The sequence below is a fragment of the Kitasatospora sp. NPDC034533 genome (genome assembly GCF_055575155.1).
In genome coordinates, this window is the sequence record NZ_JBVITE010000060.1 from 24,840 (window position 1) to 43,953 (window position 19,114).

The following is a 19,114-nucleotide window of genomic DNA, read 5'->3' on the forward strand; positions in this document are numbered from 1 at the left end:
ACATGAGCGGAGGGGCCCGCCGACCGGTGTCGGCGGGCCCCTCCGTCCGTCTCACTGCTGGGGCGCCTGCGGCGGGTAGCCGTAGCCCGGTCCCGGCTGCTGCGGCCAGGGTGCCCCGGGGGCGGGCTGCTGCGGGTAGCCGTACCCGGGCGGGGGCGGCGGGGCCTGGCCGGGCTGCGGGGCCCACGGCGCGCCCGGGGCCGGCGGGCCGGCCTGCGGGTACGGCTGGGGCTGTTGCTGCGGGTCGGCGTACGGCTGCGGCCGGCCGGGCTGCGGGTACGGCGCCTGCGCCTGCTGCTGCCAGCCCGCCTGCTGGGCGGCGGTCTGCTGGGCCCGGACGATGTCCTCGCCGACCAGGGTGGCCAGCTCGAAGTACGCCTCGCGGACCTTGGGACGCATCATGTCGAGGTTGACCTCGGCGCCGGCCGCCAGGCTCTCGTCGAACGGCACCACGATCACGCCGCGGCAGCGGGTCTGGAAGTGCGCGACGATGTCCTCGATCTTGATCATCTTGCTGGTCTCGCGCACCCCGGAGACCACGGTGATGCTGCGCTGCACCAGGTCCGCGTAGCCGTGCGCGGAGAGCCAGTCCAGGGTGGTCGAGGCGCTGGAGGCACCGTCCACGCTGGGAGTGGAGACGATGATCAGCTGATCGGCCAGGTCCAGCACCCCGCGCATCGCGCTGTACAGCAGGCCGGTGCCGGAGTCGGTCAGGATGATCGGGTACTGGCGGCCCAGCACGTCGATCACCTGGCGGTAGTCCGAGTCGTTGAAGGTGGTCGAGACCGCCGGGTCGACGTCGTTCGCCAGGATCTCCAGACCGGAGTTCAGGTCCTGCGAGGTGAACTGACGGATGTCCATGTAGCTGCGCAGGTGCGGGATGGCCGTCACCAGGTCACGGATGGTCGCGCCCGTCTGGCGCTTGACCCGGCGGCCCAGGGTGCCGGCGTCCGGGTTGGCGTCGATCGCGATCACCTTGTCCTGGCGCTCGCTGGCCAGGGTCGCGCCGAGCGCGGTGGTGGTCGTGGTCTTGCCGACGCCGCCCTTGAGGCTGATCACGGCGATCCGGTAGCAGCTCAGCACCGGGGTGCGGATGATCTCCAGCTTGCGGGCCTTCTCGGCCGCCGCGGCCTTGCCGCCGAACTGGAAGCGCGGCTGCTGGCGCTGCTGCTTGGGCTGGCTTCGCAGCAGCCGGTCCGAGGACAGCTCGACGGCGGCGGTGTAGCCGAGCGGCGCACCGTGCGCGGTCTGCTGCGGGGCGGCGGCCTGCTGGAACGCGCTGGGCTGGGGCGCCTGCGGGTGCTGCTGCCACGGTTGCGGCTGGACGGGCTGGGGCTGGACGGGCTGCGGCTGGGCCGGCGGGCCGGGCTGGGGCTGGGGCTGGGCCGGCTGCTGGTACGCGGCGGGCTGCGGCCAGCCGCCCTGGCGCGGGTCCACCGGGCCGGGCTGGGGCACCGGGCCGGGCTGGGCGGCCGGGGCCGGCTGCTGCGGAGCGGCGGCCTGCTGGGCCTGCTGCGCTTGCTGGGCCTGCTGCGCGGCCCACGCGGCCTGCGGGTCCCACGCCGGCTGCGCCCCCTGCGGACCCTGGGGGTGCGGCGGCTGCCCCTGCTGGACGGGCGGCTGCGCGAAGCCCTGCGGCTGGGCGGGCTGCCCCGCCGGGCCGCCCGTGGCGGGCGTCGGCGCCGGGTACGGCTGGGGCTGCGCAGCCGCCGCGGCCTGCGCCGTGCCCTCCGGCGCCGGCCAGCCGGCCGGGGCGCCGGCCTGCGGCTGCTCGGCGGCCTGCGGAGCCGTCGGCCCGGCCACCGGGAACGGGACGTGCTGCGCCTCGGCCTGCACCGGCGGGACCGGCGCGGGCGCGGGCGTCGGAGCCGGGACGGCGGCCGGCACGGTCTCGGCGGCGGGGGCCTGGGCTGCCGCCGCCGAAGGGGCCGGCGCGGGAGCGGCGGGCGCCGGGGCGTCGGCTGTGGCCCCCGCCTCGGCAGCCGGAGACGGAGCGGGATCCGCCTGGGCCGCAGCGGCCGGAGCCTGGGCCGCAGTGGCCTGAGCCGCCACGGGCTCGGTCTGCACGTACCAGGACGGGGGAGTGTAGTCAGGTGCGTCCGACCAGTCGTCGTCGTCCTCCGCCGCGTTGTCGCCGACGTAGACGCCGTCCCGATCGCTACTCACTTCTGGCTCCCTCGTGTTCGCCGCCGCTTGTTCAGCGGTGCCGTTGCCGCATCAAAGACTAGGCCGTACGGCAACCCCCGCTGAAGGCGGCTTCGCTCCCCGCAGGCCCGCCGGGTGCGGCGGGCCGACGCTCAGTCCATCCTCCGCGGCCCGCCGAGCACCTGCTGTTCGGCCTGCCCGGCCACGGCCCGTACGTACTGACGGCGCATCCGGGTCGCCCACAGGGTCAGGTCGTCGCCGAGGGTGGGCAGCGCGGCCACGTCCTCCGGCGGCAGCGACAGCACCCGGCCGGTCAGCTCCGCCTCCTGGGGTGAGATCCGCTGCACGCCGACGAGGTCGGCGGCGTTCAGCACCCGGGAGGCGTTCGGGCCCAGGTAGGGCAGCAGCGTCAGGGTGGTCTGCCAGGGCGCGGCGGAGAGCCGGCTGCGCGGCGGGCGGGCGCCGAGGTCGCGCACCACCAGCACGGGCGAGGCCACCGAGGCGCCCTGCGGTCCGAGCCGGCCGACCTGGTGGATCGTCACGCAGGGCTGGCCGCCGCCGGCCGCCTGGGCCATCGGGCCCCACAGCTGGCCGCGGGCGGTCTCCACCGCGACCCGGGCGCCGATCGCGGCCGCCCGCAGCGCGATGATCTGCGCCGTCCACATGCCGCCGACCAGCACCAGGTCGTACGAGGTCGGGCGGAACAGGCCGAGCACCGCGGGCAGGCCGTGCGGGTCGACGCCGATCACCACGCCGTCGTCGCCGACGGGGAAGGCCAGCGCCGCGAGGTCGGCCGCCTCCAGGACGTGCTTCTCCCGGCGGGGGCCGCGCAGCCCGAAGCCGGGCAGGATCCGCGGCCGGGGCCGGCGCTGCTCGGCGCCGGGCTGCGGGGTGAGGGCGGGATAGGTCTGGTACGCCATCAGGAGGCCCCTCCGAGCGGCAGGGTGGCGAGCATGCCGGGGGCCTGCTCCAGGTCGAGCCGGACCAGGCCGAGCCCGGTGCTCTGGGCGCGGGTCTCCACCAGGCGGCCGACCTGCCCGACCTCGTCCTCGTTGCGTCCGGTCACCCGCAGGTGCCCGCTGACGGTCACCGAGCCGCCGGTGCCGTGCCCGGCGGTCAGGCTGAAGGTGCTGGCGAGCGCCGGGGAGCCGGTGACCAGGTTGACCAGGTCCGGCGCCGCGATCCGGCCGGCGGCGCCGCCGGGGCGGCTCAGCTGCGGCCAGCGGGAGATCCAGTAGGTGGTGTGCCAGCGGTCGTCGATCCGCCAGAACCGGTTGCCCTCCTGGGTGCGGCGGGTGGTGCCGCCGCTGCCGCTGCCGGTGCCCTGGCGGCCCGCCACCGCGATGGGGTTGGCGCAGGTGGAGATGGCCAGCGCGGCGATCAGCTCGCGCTCGTCGAGCACGGTCGCGTTGAACCCGGCGCTGTTGAGCCGCCCGGCCAGCTGGTCGGTGACCCGTTGCAGCGCCTTGCGGGCGCCCTCCTCGCCGCCGCCGCGGGCCCGTACGGCGGTCGCCGCGCGCTCCGGGTCGAGCTTGAGCGCGACCCAGGTCAGCCGCAGCCCGGGGGTGGAGGTGCCGTCCGGCAGCTCGCGGTAGGCGCGGGCGGCCAGCGACTGCTCGGGCAGGTGCTGGGCCGGGGCGGGCTGGGTGTGCTGGACCAGCTGCACCGACTCCAGGGTGATGTCGTCCACCGTGAGCGCCGAGCAGACCACGTCCAGCGGCAGCGGCAGCGCGGTGCGCGCCGGGCGCAGCGGCTGGTCCTTGGCCTGGACGAGCAGCACTGAGCTGAGGAAGGTGCCGTCGCCGACCATGCCGGTCTCCCGGCGGATCGGCCGGCCGCCGAACTCGGCCTCGGTGGCGTGGGTGCAGGTGCGCAGCGCCGGTTCGAGCTCCAGCGCGGGCGCCAGGCCCGGGTCGGTTCCGGCCGGCGGCAGCAGCGTCCTGGCCTGCTTGCGGCGGGACTTGAGGGCGGCGCGGACGCTCAGCAACTCCGGCAGGGTGCGGCCGCGCACCGGCACGACCGCGAGCACCAGCAGGACCAGCGCGACCACGCCGAAGCCGGCCGCGACCGGGCGGCTGATCGTCCAGCCGACCGCGACCAGGGCCGCCGCGACCTCGACCAGGACGAGCTGCTGGAGCCTCAACCGCCCGCCGAGCAGCCCCGGTCGGGGATTGACGCGGACCTGGACGGCGCCGCCCCCGGTGCCGGTCGGCTGCGGCCGGGCGGCACCGGCCTCGGCCGGCGGCGCGGTCCGCGCCCGGCCGGCCCGGCGCGACCTGCCGCCGCCCGTACTGCGGCGGCGTCCTGGAGCGGTCTGGCTTGGCATCCCCCGGTGGCCCTCTCTGATCGGTTGTCGCGGCCCGGCTGGCTGTGTCGCGGACCGTACCCGTACCGTACTCACCGTCTGCTGCCGCATCGTAGAGGGTTCACGCCGGTTCGTGCCCGGTGGGTGACCGGGGCAGGCCGGTCCGAGGAGGTCCGGCAAGGTCTGACGAGGGGGACGACGAGGATGGCATCGCGCCGGGACGAGCTGAACGCCTACACCTTCGCCCGCAAGCGCACGGTGGGCGCCTTCCTGCTGCCCGCCGGGGGCGGCAGTGACGAGGACGCGCCGCGTCCGGTGAAGGCGGTGCTGCCGAGCGTGCTGGCCGGGGCGGTGATCGTGGCCGGCTTCGGGCTCTGGGGGGTCTTCAAACCGGCCGCGCCGGTGAAGTGGGACGACGGCAAGAACATCATCCAGGGCAAGCAGTCGACCACCCGGTACGTGGTGCTCACCGATCCGGACAACAAGACCAAGCGGCTGCACCAGGTGCTCAACATGTCCTCGGCGCGGCTGGTGCTGCCGGCCGACGCCAAGGTGGTGGTGGTCGACGACGGGGTGCTCGACCGGTACCCCAACCACGGTCCGACGATCGGCATCCCGTACGCGCCGGACAAGCTGCCGGGCAAGGACAAGGCGAGCCGGCCGATGAAGTGGACGGTCTGCGACCGCCCGGGCTCGGACGACAAGCAGGAGACCGTCAACCAGGCGGTGTTCGTGGCGGGCGGCGCGGACTCGGCGACGCTGGCGGCCAAGGACCGGATGCTCGGCCCGGACCAGCTGATGCTGGTGCAGCAGGCCGACGAGCAGCAGATCTCGGCGGCACCGGCGGCCGGTCAGCCGGCCGCCGCGGGCGCGGCGGTGTACCTGGTCGACGCGCAGGGCCGCAAGCACCAGATCGGCTCCCCGCAGGCGGACGAGAAGGAGCGCAAGGCGCTGGTCACCGCGGTGTTCGGGCCCAACGCGGTGCCGCAGCGGGTCAAGCGGGAGTGGCTCGACACCCTGGTGAAGGGGACGGCGATCACCTTCCCGCAGGTCGACGGGGTCGCCGACAGTCAGGCCCCCAACTCCAAGGTGGAGTTGAGCAACCAGGCGGACCGCCGGGTCGGCCGGCTGGTCCACTACCAGGACCGCCACTACGTGGTCGGCAAGGACCAGCTCTACCTGGTCACGCCGTTCCAGGCGGAGCTGATCCGGCAGAACCCGGCCTACCAGATGCTCTACAAGTACGACCAGGACAAGAAGCCGCACAGCGACGAGATGGGCCCGGCCGACCTCTCCAAGCTGGGCGGGGACGTCCCGCTGAAGGACACCGCGGCGGACTGGCCGCTGAAGACCGGCGCCCCCGTGAACAACTGGCAGGACCGCCAGGACCCCCGGCTGGTGGTGTGCAGCACCTTCGACGGGTTCGCCGAGGACGGCAAGACGGCCAAGCGCTCGGTCTGGGCCGGGACTTCGTACCCCGCGCCGTACAACAACGGCGCCGGGGCGGCGTACGTGACGCCGGGGCACGGGCTGTTCTACCGCTCGCTGGACGCCTCCACGGGCGGTTCCGGCTCCGACTTCCTGATCACGGAGACCGGGTTGCGCTACGCCGTCCCGGCCAACAGCGACGGCAGCCAGCGCTCCACCGCCTCGCCGCAGCCCGGCCAGAGCGCCGCGCCGAAGCCGCCGACGCCGCAGCCCGGTGCCACGCCGGCTCCCGGGGCGACGTCCCAGGACCCGGAGCAGCAGAAGGACGAACCGGGCGCCAACCAGGCCCGGTTGGGCTACCAGGGCGTCCAGCCGCTGCTGGTCCCCAAAGAGTGGTCCGACCTGGTCCCGGCGGGCCCGCCGTTGACGGCCAAGGCCGCCGCCCAGCCGCAGAACGCCTGACCGTCCAAGCGGGACAACCGAATTGGACCCAGTGTCATGGTCTGGTAACTAGTCAGTATTCGGTGTTGGGTGAGCTGCGTGTGCCGACTACAGTGCTGCTGGACATCACGTCGGTGATGCGACGGTCGGCCCACCGGGCCCTCCGTACACGCAAATGTTGTCTCATGGGGGACGGTGGAGCATGGCTGGCCAGTTCACGATGACTGCTCAGGAGATGCAGGCTTTCGCCAAGCAGATCGAAGAGGCCATCGGCAAGATCGAGGCTGAGAAGACCAAGCTGATCAACACGGTCACCAGCATCACCAGCGGCTGGCAGGGCCAGGCGGCGAGCGCCTACACGACCCTGCAGGGCCGGGTCAACGAGGACATCGCCGCGCTCAAGCAGTCGCTGGAGGCGATCAAGCACGCGATCGAGCTGACCACCAAGCAGTACGCCGCCACCGAAGAGGAGCAGAAGGCGATGTTCTCCTCCGCCCAGGGCTGACCGACGCGTTCGCGTCGAACACCGCACCTGCGCTGATCGCCTTCCGGTCCTGATCCACCACACCGCGGAGCGCCCGCCGACGATCGCGCGGCGCTCCGCACCCTCGTCAAGGGAGACAACGTGTCCGACCACATTCTCGTCAACTTCCAGACCGTCCACCAGGCGGCCGAGGAGGTCAAGGCTTCGGCGAGCCGCATCGACCACCTGCTGAACGACCTCAAGGGCAACGTCACCCGCATCGCCTCCAGCTGGCAGGGCGCCGCCCAGCAGGGCTACCAGGCCCACCAGGCCATCTGGGACTCCAAGGCCGCCGACCTCCAGCAGACCTGCGCCCAGATCGCGAACTCGCTGGAGCAGGCCGCGCAGAGCTACAAGACGACCGAGGACGCCAACGCCAGGCTCTGGGGCTGACGTTCGGGTTCCGTAGGGAACGGCAGGGGGCGGGTACCCGGATTCCGGGCACCCGCCCCCGACGCGCGGCACGGGTGGACGACATGAGGGGTGGCAGGGTGTCCCGACACGGGTACCGGAAGGCGGCCGCGGTGCTCGCCGCGCTCGCGGTGCTGGGCGGCCCGCTCGCCGCCCCGGCGTTCGCGGAGTCAGGCCCCGGACTGGCCGCGGCCGGCGACTGCCCCAAGCCCGCGCCCGAGGTCCAGACCGTGCCGTGGTCGCTCCAGCGGCTGCTGCTGGACGAGCTGTGGCAGGGCGGGAGGACCACCGGCGACAAGGTGACGGTCGCGGTCATCGACACCGGTGTGGACGTCAACAACCCGCAGCTGGCCGGCAAGGTCGACGAGGGCCCCAACCTGCTGGTCAACCGGGAGACCAAGGAGCCGATCCAGGGCAAGTCCATCGAGGACCCGGTCGGCCACGGCACCAAGGTGGCCGGGATCATCGCGGCCCGCCCGAGCAGGACCACCGGCTTCGTCGGGCTGGCCCCCGACGCCAGGATCCTGTCGATCCGGCAGAACGACAGCGACGGCAACGGCGACGTCTCCACCCTGGTCGCGGCGATCAGGGAGGCGGTCCGGCGGGGCGCCGGGGTCATCAACATCTCCCAGGACGTGCGCGGCGCGGGCGACGCCCGGTTCGGCGGCTACCAGGAGCTGAAGGCCGCCATCGAGGAGGCCGAGGCCAAGAACGTCGTGGTGGTCGCCTCGACCGGGAACGACGGCAAGGAGGGCGACACCTATCCCGGTGCCTTCCCGACCGTGCTGGCCGTCGGCGCCTCGGACCGCAACAACGAGCGTGCGCCGTTCTCCCAGTACGGCGGGTTCGTGAAGGTCGCCGCACCCGGTGTCGACATGCTCTCCACCGTGCCCGGCAGCGGCCAGTGCGTGGACAACGGCACCAGCTTCGCCGCCCCGTACGTCTCCGGCCTCGCCGCCCTGCTGCGCGGCGCCCACCCGGAGTGGAAGGCGGCCCAGGTCCGGGCCTGGATCGAGCAGACCGCCCAGCGCACCCAGCGCGAGCCGGACAAGTTCATCGGCTGGGGCGTGGTGGACCCGGTCAAGGCCGTCACCAAGGCCCCCGCCGACGCGCCCTTCGAGGCCACCCCGGACGCCCCGGTGCAGCTGGCCGCCGCGCCGATCGTGCCGCGCCCGGTGGGCCTCGGCGAGACCCAGGCCGATCGCGACGGCCGCACCGCGACGTACGTCCTCGGCGTCGGCGCGCTGCTGGTCGCCCTCCTCATCGGCGGTGGCGTGGTGCTGCGCGACCACCGGCGCAAGTCCGCCGACTGACCGGCCGCAGGCCGTCGCGCCGAAGTACCGCCCGGATCGGTGTAACACCGCCGCCCGCCCGCCGCATCGATGAAGTGTCAGGGAGGACGGACGGCGGGGGGCGGGGCACATGGCGTGGACCAGGGCGGGCCGGGAGGCCAAGGACGCGGAGTTCCTGGAACTCGTCTCCGGCCGCACCGGACACCTGTACCGCTCGGCCTGCCTGCTCACCAGCGGCGACACCCACTACGCCGAGGACCTGGTGCAGGAGGCCCTCAGCCGGATGTACGTGCTGTGGCGGCGCAGCGCCTTCACCGGCCGGGGCCGGATCGACAACCCGGCGGCCTACACCCACACCGTCATGGTGCGCACCTTCCTGGCCCAGCAGCGCCGCCGTTCCAGCGGCGAGCGTCCCAGCGACGCCCTGCCGGAGCCGGAGGGGCAGGAGCCCGACAGCACCCTGCGGCTGACCCTCCTCGACGCGCTCGGCCGGATGCCGCCCAAGGACCGCGCCGTCCTGGTGCTGCGCTACTGGGAGGACCGCAGCGTCGAGGAGACCGCCGAGGTCATGCGGGTCTCCTCCGGCGCCGTCCGCACCCGCACCACCCGGGCCCTGGCCCGGCTGCGGACCCTGCTCGGCGACTCCCTCGCCGAGCTGGCCGCCCGCTGAGGCCGACGGCCGCCCGATCTGCCGCACTTCCGCAATCCGTGACGCAAGGAGACGGTGAACGCCCATGTCCGAACCGGACAAGTTCGAGGACGATCTTCTCTGTGCCCTCACCCGTACGGGCGAAGGCTTCCGCCCCGACCGGGCCGACCTGGCGGCCGAGGGCTACCGGCTCGGCCGCCGCCGCTGGCGCCGCCGTTCGGCCGCCGCGGTGGTGGGCGGCGCGGCCGCGCTGGCCCTGGTGGGCACCGGGGCGGTGTACCTGACCTCCCCGGGCGCCAGGGACGCGGGCACCGTGAGCGCGGCCTCCGCGCCGGCCGCCGCCGCGGGCACCGCCACCGTCGCCGCCGGGGCCACCCCGACCTCGGTGAAGTCCGCGGCCCCGGCCGCGGTCTCCGACGACGAGGTGCTGGCGACCTTCCGGGCCCTGCTGCCCAGGGGGGAGGTCACCGAGGCCAAGGGGCACGGCACCGACAACGACCAGAAGGACGCGTCCGCCTCGGCGAGCGTGGTCTTCGACGACGGCCACGGCAAGTCGCTGATCCATCTCGACATCCAGAAGCACCGCCCCGGGCGGGTGCAGCTGCCCGGCTGCCCGCCGGACCTCAAGCTCGCCCGGGTCGACGCCTGCACCGACACCGTCCTGCCGGACGGCTCCAGGCTCCTGTTGCAGCAGGGGCACGAGTACTCGGACGGCCGGGCCGACACCAAGGAGTGGCTCGCGGTGGTGAACGGCCCGGACGGCCGGAGCATCTCCGTGAGCGAGTGGAACTCGCCCCAGGAGAAGGGCGCGCCGGACAGCCGCCCCGACCCGCCGCTCACCCTCGACCAGCTGAAGTCGGTCGTCACCGACAAGTCCTGGGACCGGGTCGTCGCCGCGGTCCGGTACGACGGCGTCGACCAGGCCGCGGTCGACCCCGGCCTGTCGCTGGCCGACCGGGAGACCGTGCTGACCGGGCTGCTGCCGCAGGGCGTGACGGTGACCGGGCGCACCGGCGACCCGCTCGCGGTCACCTTCGAGCTGGCCGAGGGCCAGGCCACCGGCGCGGTGTCGGTGCGGGTGGAGAACCTGGCGAAGGGCGGCGACGACGTGGTCGAGCGGTCCTTCAAGGAGGCCGAAACCCTCCCGGACGGGAGCAGGATCGCCGTCAGCGGGGATCCCGCGGGCAAGGACAAGCCGTTCGCGGCGAGCGTCCTGCGCCCGGACGGCACCTGGGTGCTCGTGTACCAGGTGTCCGGCACCGAGCCGCTGCTCACCTCGGACCAGGTGAAGGTGATCGCCACCAGCCCGGCCTGGAAGCCGAGGAAGTAGGGGCCGGAACACGCCGGTGCCCCGGGCTGCGGGGGAGTCCGGGGCACCGACGTGTGGGGGAGGGTGGTGGTCAGTCCTGCTGGTCCTCGGGGAGGCTGATCACCCAGCGGGTGTCCTGCCGGGGGCGCAGGTAGAACAGCCAGTAGAGGGTGGCCACGGCGGTGATGCCGCCGGTCCACAGCAGGGGCTCGGTGTCCAGCTTGGTGATCACGTAGACCAGGACGGCGATCAGGACGACCGGAATGGCCGGCCACAGCGGCATCCGCCAGGCGGCGGCGTGCTTGTGGTGGGCGCGGCGGGAGAGCAGCGCGGCGATCGCGACCAGCAGGTACATCCCGGTGACGGCGATGCCGGTGATGTTGCTCAGCAACTCGCCCTTGACGAAGCAGAGCGCGGCGCCGGGCAGGCCGACCGCCAGGGTGGCGATCCACGGCGAGCCGAACCGGCCGAGGGTGCCGAACGCCTTGTTGACCGGCTCCGGCCAGGCCTTGTCACGGGCGGAGGCGAACAGCACCCGGGAGTTCTGGATGACCATGACGATGCCGGCGTTGATGATGGCCAGCGCGACGCAGAGGCTGATGAAGGTGCCGACCGCGGAGTTGCTCCAGGCGGTGACCAGGCCGGAGAGGTCGCCGGAGGTCAGGGTCGCGAGGTCGGGGGCGCCCATGGTGATGGCGACGACCGGGACCAGGATGATCGCGGAGGAGATGCCGAGCGTCCACAGCACGGTGCGCGAGACGTTGCGGCGGGGGTTCTCCAGCTCCTCGGACAGGTAGACCGCGGTGGAGAAGCCCTGGGTGATGAACAGGGCGATGCCGAGCGCGCCGACGATGGCGCCCACGCTCACCGTGGTGGTGGTGCCGTCGGCTCCGGCGATCACGCCGTGCAGCATGCTGGGGGCGTCGCTGTTGGTGTGGGCGAAGCCCAGCACCGACACCACGCCGGCCGCGATGACCTCCAGCACCAGGAAGATGCCGGTGATCCAGGCGTTGGCGCGCAGGTCGAGCAGGCCGGCCAGGGTGGCGGCGAGCATCACGGCGGCGCCGGTCATGGCCTTGTCCAGGTGCAGGACCGGGGCGAGGTAGTCGGCGGTGCCGAGGGCGATGACCGACGGGACGATCATCACCACGATCAGCGAGAGCACGAAGACCAGCCAGCCCATCAGCCGCCCGGCCAGCGTGCCGACCATCGCGTACTCGCCGCCGGCGCTGGGGATCAGGGTGCCGAGCTCGGAGTAGCAGAACGCGACCGCGACGCAGAGCACGGTGCCGATCGCGATGGCCAGCGCGGTGGCGCTGCCGATGCTGGAGAACAGCTCCGGCACGATCACGAAGAGCGTCGAGGCGGGGGTGACGCAGGACAGCGTGAGCAGTGTGCCGCCCACGACGCCGATCGAGCGCTTGAGTTGCTGGGGCGCTGCCGCCTCGGCCGCCGGGGCGGCTACGGTCTGTGGCGGGCGAAGCGTGTCGGTCATGTGGCTTCCGATCGGCTCTGTCGGTCCTGGTGTGGGAGCGGTATCGCCTCCGCTGGCTGGTTGCTCGGTGTCCGGTTCCAGTCGCTCCCTGGCCGCAATGGAACCTTGGGCGTATTGACCGCGTCAACGCCGGAACTGCTTCGGAATCCGTTGCGGTGAACCGCTTAAACATACGATCCGATGATCACGTTCAGTCATTGCGAGGTTTGTCCTACTTGTTACCTCGGCCACATCGCGATTGAATCGAAGGTGAACAAAGGGAAGCGTGCCGTGATTCAAAGGTGGCGCTTCGGATGGACGGCGACACGCCCAGGCGCCCCGAAAATTCCCGGCGAGTCCCGGGCCGGGTGCGGGAACCGCAGCCCCCGCCGGGAAAGATCTAGGTAACGTTTCGGCACCCGGGACGCCGAAGGGGCCGGACTCCGCGAGTCCGGCCCCTTCGATCACCCTCCGTGAGGGTCGGCGGCGTCACGCCACCGGCAGCCAGCCCGTCTGGACCATCTGCCCGCTGGTGACGCGGCGGGACACGAAGATCCCCCGGCCCTGCGGCAGCGCCTGCGGCTTGACCGTCCCCAGCAGCGCGCCCTCGTCCCGGTTGCCGGACAGGATCACGCCCTGGCCGCCGAGCTCGCGCATCCGCTGGAGCACCGGCTCGTACAGCGAGCGGCCGGCGCCGCCCGCGCTGCGGGCCACGATCACCCGCAGGCCGATGTCACGGGCGAACGGCAGGAACTCGGCCAGCGGGGCCAGCGGGTTGCCCGAGCTCGTCGCGACCAGCTCGTAGTCGTCGACGATCACGAACATGTCCTTGCCGCTGTACCAGCTGCGGTTGCGCAGCTGCTCCGCGGTCACGTCCGGGCCCGGCAGACGGCGCGCGCAGGCCCCGCGCAGCATGTCCACGATGGCCGCCATGGCCGGCTGCGCGGCCGCGTACTCCACCAGGTACTCCGGCGGCACCGTGCCGAGCAGCGCGCGCCGGTAGTCGCCGACCACGATGCCCGCCTGGTCCGGGGTGTACCGCTCGGTGATCTGCTTGATCAGCATCCGCAGCACCGCCGACTTCCCGGACTCGGTGTCGCCGAAGACGATGAACAGCGGATCGGTCTCGAAGTTGACGAAGACCGGCGCCAGCTCCGCCTCGTCCACACCGAAGGCGACGCCGCGCTCCGGGTGCTCGAAGCCCTTCGGCAGCGAGTGGCCGTCCAGGACGGCCGGCAGCATCCGCACCTGCGGGGCGCGCGGGCCCGTCCAGGCCCCGTCGACGGCGCCGACCAGCCCGGCCACGCCCTCCTGGAGGTCGTCCACCGAGGAGGAGCCGTCCAGGCGCGGCAGGCCGGACAGGAAGTGCAGCCGCTCCGCGGTGATGCCGCGCCCGGCCAGCGCCGGGACGTTCTGCGCCACCCGGCGGTCGACCTCGGACTCCATCGCGTCACCGAGCTTCAGCTCGGTGCGGTTCTGCAGCAGGTCCTTCAGCGCCGGGCGCACCTCGGCGTACCGGGCCGCGGTGATGATCAGGTGGATGCCGTAGCCGAGACCGCGCTGGGCGATGTCGTTGATCACCGGCTCCAGGACCTCGAACTCCTGCTTGAAGGTGTTCCAGCCGTCGACCACCAGGAAGACGTCGCCGAAGGCCTCGTCCGGCAGCTGGCCGGCCGCCCGGCGGGCCCGGTAGGTGGCGATGGTGTCGATCCCGGCGACCCGGAACAGCTCCTCGCGCCGGTTCAGCACCCCGTGCACCTCGGAGACCATCCGGCGCACCTTGTCCACGTCCAGGCGCCCGGCGACCCCGCCGACGTGCGGCAGCCCGCCCAGCGACTGGAAGCTGCCCGCACCGAAGTCGAGCAGGTAGAACTGCACCTCCAGCGGGGTGTGGGTGAGGGCGAACGAGGCCACCGTGGTGCGCACCACGGTCGACTTGCCCGAACGGGGCCCGCCCACGACCAGGCCGTGGCCGGCCGCCCCCGCGTAGTCGACCTCCAGGATGTCCGTCTTCTGCTCGCGCGGCCGGTCCACGACGCCGATCGGCACCCGCAGCCGGCCCGCCGGGTAGCCGGGCGCGGTCAGCCCGCGCTCCGGCACCACCTGGAGCGGCGGCAGCAGGTGGTCCATGCTCGGCGCGTCCTCCAGCGGAGGCAGCCACACCTGGTGCGCGGCCGGGCCCTGGCCGGCCATCCGCTGGACGAACACGTCCAGCACCGTGTCCACCAGCGCGTCGTCCTGCTCCGGGGCCTGCGGCGCGACCTCCTCCTCCACCGGGTCCGGCGGCTCCACGAAGGACGCGGTGAACTCCACCGGCCGCGCGTTGACCCGCTGCCCGCCGGTCGACCGCTGCTGCCCCGGAGCCCGGTACGGCCCCGAGACGTAGGCGGCCTTGAACCGGTCCATCACGTCCTCGCCGAACTTGAGGTAGCCGACACCCGGCACCGGCGGCAGGTGGTAGGCGTCCGGCACGCCGATCGCCGCCCGGGACTCCGCGGCCGAGAAGGTGCGAAGACCGATCCGGTACGACAGATAGGTGTCCAGACCGCGCAGCTTGCCCTCCTCCAGGCGCTGCGAGGCCAGCAGCAGGTGCACGCCGAGCGAGCGACCGATCCGGCCGATCTGGATGAACATCTCGATGAAGTCGGGCTTGGCGGTGAGGAGTTCGGAGAACTCGTCGATGATCAGCACCAGCGAGGGCAACGGGTCCAGCGCCGCGCCGGCCGCCCGGGCCCGCTCGTACTCGTGGATGTTGGCGTAGTTGCCCGCCGAGCGCAGCAGCTCCTGGCGGCGGTGCAGCTCGCCCTCGATCGCGTCGCGCATGCGGTCGACCAGGGTGAGCTCGCCCTCCAGGTTGGTGATCACCGCGGAGGTGTGCGGCATGTCCGCCATGCCGGAGAAGGTCGCACCGCCCTTGAAGTCGGCGAGGACGAAGTTCAGGATCTCCGAGGAGTGGGTCATCGCCAGGGCCAGCACCAGCGTGCGCAGCAGCTCCGACTTGCCGGAACCGGTCGCGCCCACGCACAGGCCGTGCGGGCCCATGCCCTCCAGCGCGGCCTCCTTGATGTCCAGGTAGACGTGCTCGCCGTTGGCACCGACGCCGATCGGCACCCGCATCCGCTCGTGCTGGGCGCGCGGGCGCCAGCTGCGGGCCACGTCGAAGGAGCCCGGGTCGCCCGAGTTCATCATGTCGGTGAAGTCGAGGTTGGACAGCAGCGGCTCGTCGTCCCCGCCGGCCGAGATCCGGTACGGCGCCAACTGCCGGGCCAGCGCCTCGGACTGCCACACCGAGAGCAGGTCCGGCTTGCCGGAGTACGTCGCCCCGGAGGCCGAGCGCAGCACCAGTTCCTCGGCGCTGACCGTCACCATCAGGTGCCCGCTGGGCTCGTCGACCTCGCCCGGCACCACCTCGATGACCGTCACGCCCTGCACGCCCTCCGGGCTCGCCAGCAGCGAGTCGTGCGGCACCCCGGCGCCGTCCATGACGATCACCAGGTGCGGCTGGTCGGCCGGCGGCGCCACCTCGCGCACGAAGCGCTGACGCCCGGCCAGCTCGTCCTGGAGCAGGTACTCCAGGTCGCCGAGGTCGCTCGCGAACAGCCGGCGCGAACCCGCGCCGTCGGCCTCCTTGCGGTGCTGGCTGTGCGGGAGCCACTTGGTCCACTCCCACTCCTCGGCCGCGCCGGGCGCGGCGGCGACCGCCACCATCAGGTCGTCCGGCGAGTGCAGGGTGGTCAGTTGGGCGATCATCGCGCGCACGTTGCCGTACACCGAGTCCGGGTCCCCGCACACCGTGATGTGGTAGAACGCCCGCAGCGAGACCGCCAGCGGCAGGTCCTGGAGGGTGCCGTGGGCCTTCAGGAAGGAGTGCATCGCCGCCGCCGACAGCGGTTCCAGCTCGTCCATCGGCGCGGTCTGCGGCGCCACCAGCGGGGTGGACAGCTGCACCGGCCCCAGGCCCACCCGGATCTGCGCGAAGTCGCCGTCCCCGGTGCGCCGTTCCCACAGCCGCCGGCCGTCCTCGACGATCGACCAGAGCTGGTCCGGCGCCGGGTTCAGGAAGAGCAGCGCGCCGCGCTGGCGCTCCGCCGTGCGGCGCACCTGGCGGCGGGTCTGCTGGAGGTACTTCAGGTAGTCGCGCCGCTCGTCCGCCATCGCGGTCGAACCGCCCTTGCGCGCGCGGACGATCTGCGCCAGCACCATGCCGAGCGTCGAGGCGATCATCAGACCGCCCATGATCTTCATCGGGGCCGCCGCTCCCGGCGAGAAGAAGAACACCGCCGAGCCGCCCATGCCCAGCATCGGCAGGATGCTCATCAGCCAGTCCTCGCCGCCCTGCCGGGGCAGTTCCGGCGGGCTCACCAGCTCCACCGGCTCGTCCGGCACGGTGGGCGGATAAGCCCTGGCCGGTCGCTTGACCGTGATCACACCCATGTGTCATCCACCCCGCGGCGTCGATCGATCACTTCGGCATCAGCCCTCACGCGATTGCGCACGTCCGTACGGGAATCCGGTGGCCGAGGACGCCCCACCCAGCGCAGCCCCCGTACCCCGCGCAGGCGCCGATCCTAACGGTCGCCCCCGCACCGCCCGCCAGGGCCCGGCACTCACCGCCACCGGGCACGAACCGAACGGGTAGGGTAACGCCGCGCCAACTCGCGGCCCGGCCGGGCCGGTTCCGCACCACACCGAGCGCCGCCCGGCCTCGGCACCGTCAACAAGGGGGAGCGCCACGTGCGTCGAAGGACCGAGGTGGCAGTGTGAGCAACACTTCCGCGACCGGCTACTGCCGGGTGACCGTCGTCGCCCCGGACCGCCGGATCGACGTCGCCCTGCCCGAGGACGTCCCGCTCGCGGACGTCTACCCCGAGGTGCTGCGCCTGGCCAACCAGAGCCAGCCGGACGGCACCCCCACCGGCTTCCACCTGGTCCGCCGCGACGGCACGGTGCTGGACAGCGGGCTGCCCCTGGCCGCCCAGCAGGTCCGCGACGGTGACCTGCTGGCCCTGCGCCCCTTCGCCGAGTCGCTCCCGCCCGCCGTCTACGACGACGTCGCCGACGCGATCGCCAGCGCCGTCGAGGCCGACCGCCGGTTCTGGACCGCCGAGCTGATGCGCGGCTTCGGCCTGATCGGCGCCGGGGTGCTGCTCGCCCTGCTCGGCTTCGCGCTCTGGTTCTCCGACCTGCGCCACGACATGCACGGCCTGCCCGGCATCCTGGCCGGCGTCACCGCCGTCGTGCTCACCGCGCTCGCCGGGGTCCGCGCCCGGGTCTACCAGGACGCCCCCGCCGCCGTCGCGCTCGGCCTCGGCGCGCTGCCGCACGCCGTGATCGGCGGCAGCGGCATCATCGCCGTCGCCCACCAGGGCGACGGCCCCGGCCGGCTCCAGTTCCTGACCGGCTGCGTCGTCGCCCTGGTCGTCTCCGTACTGCTGACCGGCCTGCTGCCGGAGCGGGACGCGGTGTTCGTCGCCGCCTCCCTGGTCTCCACCGCCGGCGCGCTCGCCACCTTCGCGGCCGTCCTGCTGCCGCAGACCCCGGCCGGGCACATCGCCGCCGTCACCGGCGTCGCCGCCGTCGCCGCCGTCGGCTTCCTGCCCAGCCTCTCCGCCCGCTTCGCCCGGCTGCCGGTCGGCTTCAGCGCCCCCGGCCAGACCCGCACCCGCAGCCGCGACTACGACGAGGAGGCCGAGCGCGCCGAGGCCGTCCAGTACGAGAAGATCGCGCACCAGGCCCGCCGCGGCCACGAGGTGCTGGTCGGCCTGGTCGGCGGCTGCGCCGCGGTCGTGGTCGGCGCCTGCGCCGTCCTCGGCTTCACCGACGAGACCTTCCCCGAGCTGCTCGCGCTCGCCCTCGGCCTGGCCGCGATGCTGCGCGCCCGGCTCTTCCGCTACACCGCGCAGGTGCTCAGCCTCACCGTGGCCGGGCTGCTCGGCCTGAGCCTGCTGATCGTCGGACTCTCCCTGCACACCCCGCAGGCCTTCCTGCGGGCGGCCGGCTCCACCACCGAGCTGGACCTGCGCACCGTCTGGCTGGCCGCCTCGATCGCCTTCGGCGCCGCGCTGTTCACCGCGATCGCCCTGGTGGTGCCCCGGCTCGGGGTCTCCCCCTTCTGGGGGCGCGTCCTGGACCTGGTGGACAGCCTCACCCTGATCGCGCTGGTCCCGCTGGCGCTCGCCGTCCTGGACACCTACCGGCTGGTCCGCGGCGCCACCGGCTGACCGGCCCCCGGTGCGGCCCACCCGGCGGACGGCCGGGTGGGCCGCACTGGTACGCTTGGCCTCCGAGCGCAGCCGTGTGTCCGCGGCCCACCCGTGGGCCGCACAGTGCCGGCCGTGCTCGCGACACCGAGTTCTCGATGAGTCCTGTGTTGTCGACCAGGACCGCTCGGTAGACCCCGAAGGAGTTGCAGTGGCTCTCGCCTCTGACGTCAAGAAGCAGATCATCGCCGAGTTCGGCCAGAAGGAGGGCGACACCGGCTCCCCCGAGGTCCAGGTGGCCATGCTCTCCCGCCGCATCTCGGACCTGACCGAGCACCTGAAGACCCACAAGCACGACCACCACTCGCGTCGTGGCCTGCTGATCCTGGTCGGCCAGCGCCGCCGCCTGCTCCAGTACCTGGCCAAGAAGGACATCGAGCGCTTCCGTACGCTCGTCGACCGCCTGGGCATCCGCCGCGGTGCCGCCGGCGGCGCCCGCTGAGAACGCCGCTCGGGGCGGCTCCCCACACCGGGGAGCCGCCCCTCGCGCGTATGCCGCGGCGGTCGGCGACGACCCGCCGCCGACGGCGTCGGGGCATAACAACTCGCGCGCACCTCCCCAGGTGGCCGAGGATTGCACCGTAGGGTTGTGGGCATGCCGGGTGATGGCGCACGAGCGCGCCACCCTGGCAGAAGGACCCGAACCCCCCGCGGGACGAAGGCTTCAAACGGAAGCCGCCCGCATCCGAGAGAGCGTCCAGACGCGGACCGCCCTTCCCGGCCCGGCAGCCGTGAGGCGCCGGTCCTCGGTAGTGGCCGTCGGAGCCCCCGCACAACGAGCGGGGCCCTCCGGAGGCTTCGATCGAAGACCGGCCCGACTGCCGCCCTCCCTGACGAGGGCCCGGGGCCAACCGCAGGCAGGACGCGGGGACGCTCT

The 19,114-nt window shown here is 73.3% G+C and carries 13 protein-coding genes; 8 read left to right on the plus strand and 5 right to left on the minus strand.

Annotation, left to right across the window (positions count from 1 at the left end; translation table 11 throughout):
• Window positions 1–51 precede the first annotated feature (51 nt).
• From ACZ55U_RS31005 to eccE, 3 genes are all read right to left on the minus strand, one after another.
• Window positions 52–2,166 (minus strand): MinD/ParA family ATP-binding protein, encoded by a 2,115-nt coding sequence (locus tag ACZ55U_RS31005; protein ID WP_465531386.1) that lies wholly within the window; start codon window positions 2,164–2,166, stop codon window positions 52–54.
• Between the two features lie 131 nt (window positions 2,167–2,297).
• On the minus strand, window positions 2,298–3,065 hold the full coding sequence (locus ACZ55U_RS31010; protein ID WP_465531388.1) for a hypothetical protein: 768 nt from the start codon (window positions 3,063–3,065) through the stop codon (window positions 2,298–2,300).
• Complete coding sequence (gene eccE, locus ACZ55U_RS31015) at window positions 3,065–4,471, minus strand: type VII secretion protein EccE (protein ID WP_465531390.1); 1,407 nt, start codon at window positions 4,469–4,471, stop codon at window positions 3,065–3,067. The genes ACZ55U_RS31010 and eccE overlap by 1 nt, the downstream gene beginning before the upstream one ends.
• A 183-nt stretch (window positions 4,472–4,654) precedes the next feature.
• On the opposite strand from eccE, the gene ACZ55U_RS31020 reads away from it, so the two are divergent.
• From ACZ55U_RS31020 to ACZ55U_RS31045, 6 genes are all read left to right on the plus strand, one after another.
• Window positions 4,655–6,340 (plus strand): type VII secretion protein EccB, encoded by a 1,686-nt coding sequence (locus ACZ55U_RS31020; protein ID WP_465531392.1) that lies wholly within the window; start codon window positions 4,655–4,657, stop codon window positions 6,338–6,340.
• Between the two features lie 181 nt (window positions 6,341–6,521).
• Window positions 6,522–6,824, plus strand: a complete 303-nt coding sequence (locus tag ACZ55U_RS31025; RefSeq protein ID WP_465531394.1) for a WXG100 family type VII secretion target — start codon at window positions 6,522–6,524, stop codon at window positions 6,822–6,824.
• Between the two features lie 120 nt (window positions 6,825–6,944).
• Complete coding sequence (locus tag ACZ55U_RS31030) at window positions 6,945–7,235, plus strand: WXG100 family type VII secretion target (RefSeq protein ID WP_465531396.1); 291 nt, start codon at window positions 6,945–6,947, stop codon at window positions 7,233–7,235.
• A 98-nt stretch (window positions 7,236–7,333) separates the two neighbouring features.
• Window positions 7,334–8,566 carry a type VII secretion-associated serine protease mycosin gene (gene mycP, locus ACZ55U_RS31035; RefSeq protein ID WP_465531398.1) on the plus strand — a complete coding sequence of 411 codons (1,233 nt, stop codon included), beginning with the start codon at window positions 7,334–7,336 and terminating at the stop codon, window positions 8,564–8,566.
• Window positions 8,567–8,675: 109 nt separating this feature from the next.
• Window positions 8,676–9,215: a SigE family RNA polymerase sigma factor gene (locus ACZ55U_RS31040; protein ID WP_465531400.1), complete on the plus strand. Its 540-nt coding sequence runs from the start codon at window positions 8,676–8,678 to the stop codon at window positions 9,213–9,215.
• A gap of 64 nt (window positions 9,216–9,279) precedes the next feature.
• A complete protein-coding gene (locus ACZ55U_RS31045) occupies window positions 9,280–10,524 on the plus strand; it encodes a hypothetical protein (protein WP_465531402.1) in 1,245 nt (414 codons plus the stop codon).
• A 70-nt stretch (window positions 10,525–10,594) separates the two neighbouring features.
• On the opposite strand, the gene ACZ55U_RS31050 is transcribed toward ACZ55U_RS31045, so the two are convergent.
• Together ACZ55U_RS31050 and eccCa are read right to left on the minus strand one after the other, a co-directional pair.
• The gene (locus tag ACZ55U_RS31050; RefSeq protein WP_465531404.1) at window positions 10,595–11,998 is read right to left on the minus strand and encodes an APC family permease; all 1,404 of its coding nucleotides are present in this window, start codon (window positions 11,996–11,998) and stop codon (window positions 10,595–10,597) included.
• Window positions 11,999–12,466: 468 nt separating this feature from the next.
• Window positions 12,467–16,411 carry a type VII secretion protein EccCa gene (gene eccCa / locus ACZ55U_RS31055; protein ID WP_465531406.1) on the minus strand — a complete coding sequence of 1,315 codons (3,945 nt, stop codon included), beginning with the start codon at window positions 16,409–16,411 and terminating at the stop codon, window positions 12,467–12,469.
• Between the two features lie 326 nt (window positions 16,412–16,737).
• Between eccCa and eccD the strand changes: the two genes are divergently transcribed.
• A complete protein-coding gene (eccD, locus tag ACZ55U_RS31060) occupies window positions 16,738–18,198 on the plus strand; it encodes a type VII secretion integral membrane protein EccD (RefSeq protein ID WP_465531408.1) in 1,461 nt (486 codons plus the stop codon).
• 190 nt (window positions 18,199–18,388) lie between these two features.
• Window positions 18,389–18,679 (plus strand): 30S ribosomal protein S15, encoded by a 291-nt coding sequence (rpsO, locus tag ACZ55U_RS31065; protein WP_196952393.1) that lies wholly within the window; start codon window positions 18,389–18,391, stop codon window positions 18,677–18,679.
• Window positions 18,680–19,114: the final 435 nt, after the last annotated feature.